This window comes from Selenomonas sp. oral taxon 892 str. F0426, assembly GCF_000468035.1.
GTDB lineage: Bacteria > Bacillota > Negativicutes > Selenomonadales > Selenomonadaceae > Centipeda.
Map to the genome: position 1 here is coordinate 1 of NZ_KI260533.1, position 6513 is coordinate 6513.

The 6513-nt window shown below is 48.4% G+C and carries 6 protein-coding genes and 1 pseudogene; 1 reads left to right on the forward strand and 6 read right to left on the reverse strand.

Translation table 11 applies throughout. From position 1 onward, the window contains the following. Nucleotides 1–108 precede the first annotated feature (108 nt). From HMPREF1992_RS03355 to HMPREF1992_RS03375, 5 genes and pseudogenes are all read right to left on the reverse strand, one after another. Complete coding sequence (locus HMPREF1992_RS03355; protein WP_021684428.1) at nucleotides 109–636, reverse strand: hypothetical protein; 528 nt, start codon at nucleotides 634–636, stop codon at nucleotides 109–111. Then, nucleotides 636–2918, reverse strand: coding sequence for a DEAD/DEAH box helicase family protein (locus HMPREF1992_RS03360; protein WP_021684429.1), 2283 nt, complete (start codon nucleotides 2916–2918; stop codon nucleotides 636–638). The genes HMPREF1992_RS03355 and HMPREF1992_RS03360 overlap by 1 nt, the downstream gene beginning before the upstream one ends. Before the next feature lie 38 nt (nucleotides 2919–2956). After that, a pseudogene (locus HMPREF1992_RS03365) lies at nucleotides 2957–3176 on the reverse strand (magnesium chelatase domain-containing protein); the annotation flags it as partial. A 206-nt stretch (nucleotides 3177–3382) separates the two neighbouring features. Further along, complete coding sequence (locus HMPREF1992_RS03370) at nucleotides 3383–3661, reverse strand: SWEET family sugar transporter (protein WP_231366948.1); 279 nt, start codon at nucleotides 3659–3661, stop codon at nucleotides 3383–3385. Between the two features lie 166 nt (nucleotides 3662–3827). After that, a complete protein-coding gene (locus HMPREF1992_RS03375; protein WP_021684432.1) occupies nucleotides 3828–4772 on the reverse strand; it encodes a Dyp-type peroxidase in 945 nt (314 codons plus the stop codon). 345 nt (nucleotides 4773–5117) lie between these two features. On the opposite strand from HMPREF1992_RS03375, the gene HMPREF1992_RS03385 reads away from it, so the two are divergent. Then, entirely contained in the window at nucleotides 5118–6053 is a 936-nt protein-coding gene (locus tag HMPREF1992_RS03385) for an aldo/keto reductase (RefSeq protein WP_037358410.1), read from the forward strand. Nucleotides 6054–6122: 69 nt separating this feature from the next. On the opposite strand, the gene HMPREF1992_RS03390 is transcribed toward HMPREF1992_RS03385, so the two are convergent. Beyond that, the coding region (locus HMPREF1992_RS03390; RefSeq protein WP_021684435.1) for a zinc ribbon domain-containing protein at nucleotides 6123–6513 on the reverse strand (391 nt) is incomplete at its 5' end.

Consider the following 6513-nt stretch of genomic DNA (forward strand, 5'->3'; position numbering starts at 1 on the left):
CTTGTTGCCTAATGATTCTTTGCAAAAGAAAAGATTCCAAACGTCGGAGGTGACGAATGGAATCTCTCTTGTGTGAGTTTACGGGAGTATACTACAATGCCCCTCTCGTTATATCACACGGAATGTAATCATATCATCAAGGCAGTCCATCGTCTCCACATCGCAGATCTCATTCCCTCGAAGTGCCGTTTGAATATGGTAAAAAACGAGCCGAATTTTTAGGAAGCGTATAAACTCCTTCGAGCGGCGTTGATATCCATATTCCGCCATTAACGTCCTGAGTTTCATGCGGGCGTAATCTTTTTTTCCAAGATAAAGAATTTGCACACGTAGTTTCTTGAAAAAGAGATCTGTATTAAAATCATCATACATCAATGCAGATACATCCAAATTTCCGTCAGATAGATTCTGCACTGACGGGAACTCGGCATCAAGAATGATTTTATCCTGCATATAGTCCGACCAATACAGGATGTCCAACAGCCATTTTCGATAGTTTTGCCGATATTCCATCGACAAAAAGGATTTATCCTCTGTGTGCATCCGATGAGCAAGTTGGATCGCTTCCTTGGTAGATAATCCCTCCATAGCAATAATGCAGGCTACATCCAAGGCAGTGTATAGGAGTTCCTCCATCAGTATTCCCCTTCCGATTGATCGCCCTTCTTTCCGTTGCAGCTACGGCAAAGGATCTGCAAATTCTCGAGCACAGAGCGTCCACCCTTGTTCATGGGGATAATATGGTCTACATTAAGGTATTGCCGATTGGAAAATACTTTTCCACAATGAGCACAAACATAGCCGGAATCAAATTTCGCCTTGGCAAAAGCCCCCTCCCGCAACTCTTCTTCCAATGCCGGGTCTACTTCCTTGATTTTATCCAAAGGAAGGCACTCCAAGGTTCTTTTATCGTAAGTCACATTTGTCTCTGCCTCATAAATTTGCGGATCAGAAAGTTTCAGAAGCTCAATATCCACCATGCGAAGGAAATAGATCTTTTTACAAAAGAACAGCTGCAGAAGATTGTCGTCTACGCCTTCCCAAAGTGTATCAAGATAGTCCTTTTTCTTCTTTGGGCCAAGATCCTCATCCCAAACATACTTGGCAATCGCAGGAACATCCAACTTGCTTCTGTCCACTTGGTCGAACGTATAGAATTTCGGCTCAGATTCCTTCTGTGCGTAATATTTCAAGATATGCCGCACATCTCTGGGGTCATAGGGCGGCACCATTTCGCGATTAAAAAACCGTTGTTTGCACGCCAACTCCAATTTGCCCAGCACGTCGTCGGAGAGATATTCGTCATCGGTATCGATGCCCTCAAACAAAGCTGGAAGCGCCTGCATCATTTTCTCATAGGCGTCTTGGGTGCTGTTATATACCATGACCTGATAAGAGAAGTCGATCCCTTCCTCGTTGATGTATTGGAACGCATACATACCCACAGGAATACGCTCCCAGAAAGGAACCGCCTCAAGCTGTTCCGTGTCAATGGCATCGTTTAGGATGGCGGCAAACTCCTCAATTTTGGAAATCGCAATCCATCGAATTTGTTGCTTTTTATACTCCGGACTATCTTTTAACGGCCATTCACTGTCTCCAACAAAAATAGTATCTGGGCTTACCCATGCAATATGTTCATTCCAGTTGTCAACAAAAGAGACAATGTAGGCCATATTGGTTCCGCCTGCTTTTTCGCCACGAAGAGCACGGCCGATCATCTGTGTCATAAGTATAGTAGATACTGTTGGACGAGCGAGGAACACCGTTTTCGTCATAGGCAAATCTACGCCCTCTGTGAGAATATTTACATTCACCAAAACCTGCACATCACCGGCACGAAATGCTTCCAGTTTACGATCATTTTCCTTGGCGCTGATGGTCGCACCCGTTCCCATATCCTTGATGGAAGAGACGATGTACTCTGACTTAATGCCCGCCTTGTTGAACAGTTTTGCAAGAGCAATCGCATGGTTAACGCTGACGGCAAAGACAATGGTCTTCCCATATTCGTTAGCCTTCTTCAAATAGGTATCCACAATCAGTTTGTTGCGTGGGCCGCTCTCCGCGATGCTTTGAGACAGTTCAGGAGACAGTGTGTCAAGATGCTGGATGCTTTCCCATGCTTCAAGCCCCAAATCTTTGCCATATTCCTCATCCGTATAGTATGTTTCAAAATGAGGATGAGAGAGAATTTGCCGATTGATGAGCTCCTTGAGGTCAACTTTGTAGACAATGCCTATGTCATTTTTCTTCGATTTGCCATCCGACATGCCATCTTTATAGATATGTGCTAAAAGCCCCTGCTCATTCTCAGCAGTACGAAAAGGTGTAGCCGTGAGACCAATCAGTTTAACATGCTCCACCTTTTCCTTGACGAAATCAATGACTCTCCGATATGTTCTTGCCGTCGAGTGATGGGCTTCATCCACTATGAGGAAAATTTCTTTCTCTCCAGCAAGCCACGGTTCAAGACGCTCCAGATTGGACTTCCTGCCAATACTGTCCTTACTTATGATAAGCAAATCATCCTTCGGAGCAATGTTGACTGTTTTATCATGATTCGATGAGCCGGACACAATGCGATAGCGGAAGGACGATATGTGGGGGATTTCCGTGGAATAGGCAAATTTCTGAAAGGATTCAGCAGCTTGGTCAAGAAGCGTCTGACGATGGGCAAGCCAGAGAATCTTTTTCCTTTTGTCAAGCGCATGACGAAGCAGCCAAGTGGAGGCTGTATACGTTTTCCCCCCACCTGTGGGAAGTACCACAAGCGTACTATAACTGGCATATTCTTCGTCCATATGGTCAAGGGCACGGATCGCATCCAGCTGATGTTGATATGGATGCCGAGCATTACTCCCGGGAATTGGATGCACTTCTCCTGATGCTGGAAATTCGACATATTCTTGCGCCATGTTTTGTTGTTCCGCCTTTCAATTTTAGTTTAATTCCAATAGGATGCAAGGAGACCAACCGCAATCGGAAGATCAAGCCCGGAGCTGAATGCCTGAGTTGCGGATTGCCGTCCGTACCCGCTCCTTCGACTCCTTCACCGACGTATCGGGAAGCCCCACCAGCTCAAAGCCCGGCAGCCCCAGCGACACATCCACCTCAACGTCGATAATCTGTCTATCTATCCCGAGGGTCGTCGCACCATAGGTCTTTACAAACAACGACCTTCCCTCCACGTTTCAAATATAAGAAAATTATAACACAAGAGAGGGCTTGTTGCCTAATGATTCTTTGCAAAAGAAAAGAGATTCCAGACGCTAGGTAGAGCGAATGGAATCGACATACATAGAAAACAGCCCATCCATACGGATGGGCTGCGAACTCACGGAAATTCACATCATTTGTATTGGCTGCTGTGTTTACGCATTTAGAGACGAGCGGTAATCGCAGCGGTCAGACCAAAGATGATGCCCGGAGAATTGGCGATTACGAGCGGCCAGTCGCGCTGCTTTTTGAAAAACCCGTATCCAACCCACATCGTGCAGTTGATGAATGCGACGAACGGCTGAATCCAGTCTCCCGGATGACCGGACAGATTTCCAAGGATCTGCGGGATATAGGAGACATACATACAGATGGACAGACCGGAGGCAATCACGCCGACGATGCTCATCTTGTTTTTTGCAGATTCCTCCCCAATCTGCACAGCCTTCTCTTCCAGATGCTCTACCTCAGCTTCTGTTTTTTTAATACTTCTTCCATATTGTGTTCCCTCCAAAAAGATCAATGATCTTTCAACACCCGATATTGCAACACAAAATTTCTTGACTGATACCACATTCCCCAGTGTATACCAATATACTCAATGCTCCCTAGAACAACGCCCCCTCGGCGATACGTCCAAGGAGTTCCTTCGACGGAATGAAGAAGAGCTGCCCCTTTTCGGCGGTCGAATACTCAAGCAAACGGTCATCCTGCGTGAACATATTGGTAACCATCTGCCGTGTCACATCCCAATGACGCGCGTAGCCGATGAAATAGGTGCCACGTACCCCCTCGCCAGGGTTTGCAAAGACGACGTTCATACGCACGATCTTGTGCTCCTCGCCATCGCGGTTGTCCTGCGAGATGATGTTGTGCGCACGCGGATCCTTCTCCTCGTCGGAGAGTTCGAGATCGCTGTATTTCCTACGGCCGACGTACTTCTCCTGCACCTCGGTCGGCAGTGCCCTCCATGCGTCGAGGTCGTGAATGTATTTCTGTGCAAAGGCATAGGAGCCGTTGATGAACTCCGGATCCTCCGCGCCGATGATCGCCCACTCCTTTGCCTCCTCACCGACGGGATTCTCGGTTCCGTCAATGAAGTCAATGATTGCACGTCCCTCAAGATAGTGAAAGCCATGTGTCTCATCCATCACGTCTACGACAGGACGAAGGAAGCCCATGATCTGATCGACGACGAGATAGCTGGTTGCCGCCTGACCCGCGCGCACATGAAGAAAGAGATCGGCAGGTGTCGCAGGCGCTGTGTGATGTGCTCCGTTTACCCCCTTGAAATCCTCGAGTTCCTTCGGCTTCTTTGCCGTTGGAAAGAGATATTCCCACGCACGGTTGCTGAACCCAAACGAGAGCTTCACCGCCTCCGGTGCGACACGGATGTTCATCGAGCGCTGAATCGCCTCCATCCGATCCGCCATATCGGCGATGATCTCCCGCTCTTTCTCGATATCCTCACGTTTCAGTGAGAGCATGAGGAAGATGACGCTCTCCCCCGCATCCTTGAACACATCCTGCGCCAGATTTGCATTGACCTCCATAGGTCTCCCTCCTATACCCTATCATACATCCAACTTCCAGGGAATCGCTGATAAAATGAAGTCCGTCAGATTGGCGTAGATTTTTTCGTCCGAAGAAGGAGACAAACCGGACGATAGCCAAAGCTATGTGGAGGATTTGCCGACAAAGTTCGGGAAAAAAAGATGCGTCAAGATGGCGTGGCTGAATTTATTAGTGATTCCCCAGTTTCAGTGTACGATGTTTTTCCATGCAAGGCAAGAAAAAACCATCGATAAAGGAAAACACCTCTGATGCACCGAATACTTTATGCAGTAAATTGTACCTCATAGCATAAGAATCGTTTCTACAAAATGGGAGGAATCACAATGACAGATCTGCCAAAGATTGCGCTCGGTGCATGGGCGTGGGGCAACGACGGCACATTCGGTACAAACTACACGGAGGAGCAGCTGCGCCCCGTCTTTGACGCTGCGATGACGCATGGGCTGAACCTCTGGGATACGGCGTATGCATATGGCATGGGTACATCGGAGCAGATGCTCGGTACATTCCTCAAAGGGCATGCACGTGACTCCTATCTCGTTGCGGACAAGCTTACGCCGCAGTGCATGGATCCATCCTCGGATACACCTGTTGCAGATATGTGGGAAATGCAGCGGAAGCTGCTCGGCGTGGAGAACATGGATATCTACTGGCTGCATAACACGACAGAGGCACCGCGTTGGATGGAACGCATGGCAAAGTTCTTTGAGGGCAAAGCCGACGCACCGATGATCGGTGTATCAAACCACAATCTCGCAGAGATCAAAGAGGCGGACAAAATCCTCCGCGCGCACGGGCGGAAACTCGGTGCGGTGCAGAACCACTACAGTCTCATGAACCGCTCCTCCGAGGAGTCGGGGATTCTGGACTACTGCCGCGCAAACGACATCCGGTTCTTCTCGTACATGGTGCTTGAGCAGGGTGCGCTCTCGGGACAGTACAGCACGCTGAATCCTATGCCGAACAACTCTGAACGTGCGGCAATCTACAATCCCATCATGGATGAAATCGAGATCCTGAACACCTCTCTCAAGCTGCTCGCGGACAAGTATCACATGAACATCGCACAGATTCCCGTCGCGTGGGCAATCAACAAGGGCACGCTGCCCATCATCGGTGTGACCAAAAAGAGCCATGTCATAGATGCCGTACAGGCAATGAAGATAACGCTCACTCCGGAGGAGATCGCGCTGATCGAGAGCACGGCGGATAAGCTCAACTTCAACATCATTCGTTTATGGGAAAAAGAAATGGTTTGACATACTCCCCACGGCGAAAGCTGGGGGATTCTTGGATACAGACGGCATTTGCCTGCGATAGCGCAGGTCTTACGATGCCTCTCCAAAGAAGGTGGATGCCCCCACCTTCAAGATGTTCTTTGCGGCGTTCCTGTCCCGAGCATGAACAGCGCCACAATGCGGACACGTCCATTCCCGGACGCGCAAATCTTTGGTTTCCGGATTCTGATTGCCGCAGATATGGCAGGTTTGCGAGCTTGCATAGTACCGATCTATCTTTTGGATGCTCGTTCCTGTTTTGCCCGCCTGATGTTCGAGAATTTTCAAAAACTCCGCAAAGCCGTAGTCCAAGATCTGATGTTGTATAAATAAAGTTGACAACTTCTTCGCAAGGATTTTAGATAAGGTCAAAGAGGAGAAGGAGAGGTCAAAATGGCAGCAAACAGGCAATACGATCACGAATTTAAGGTGCAGGCAATCA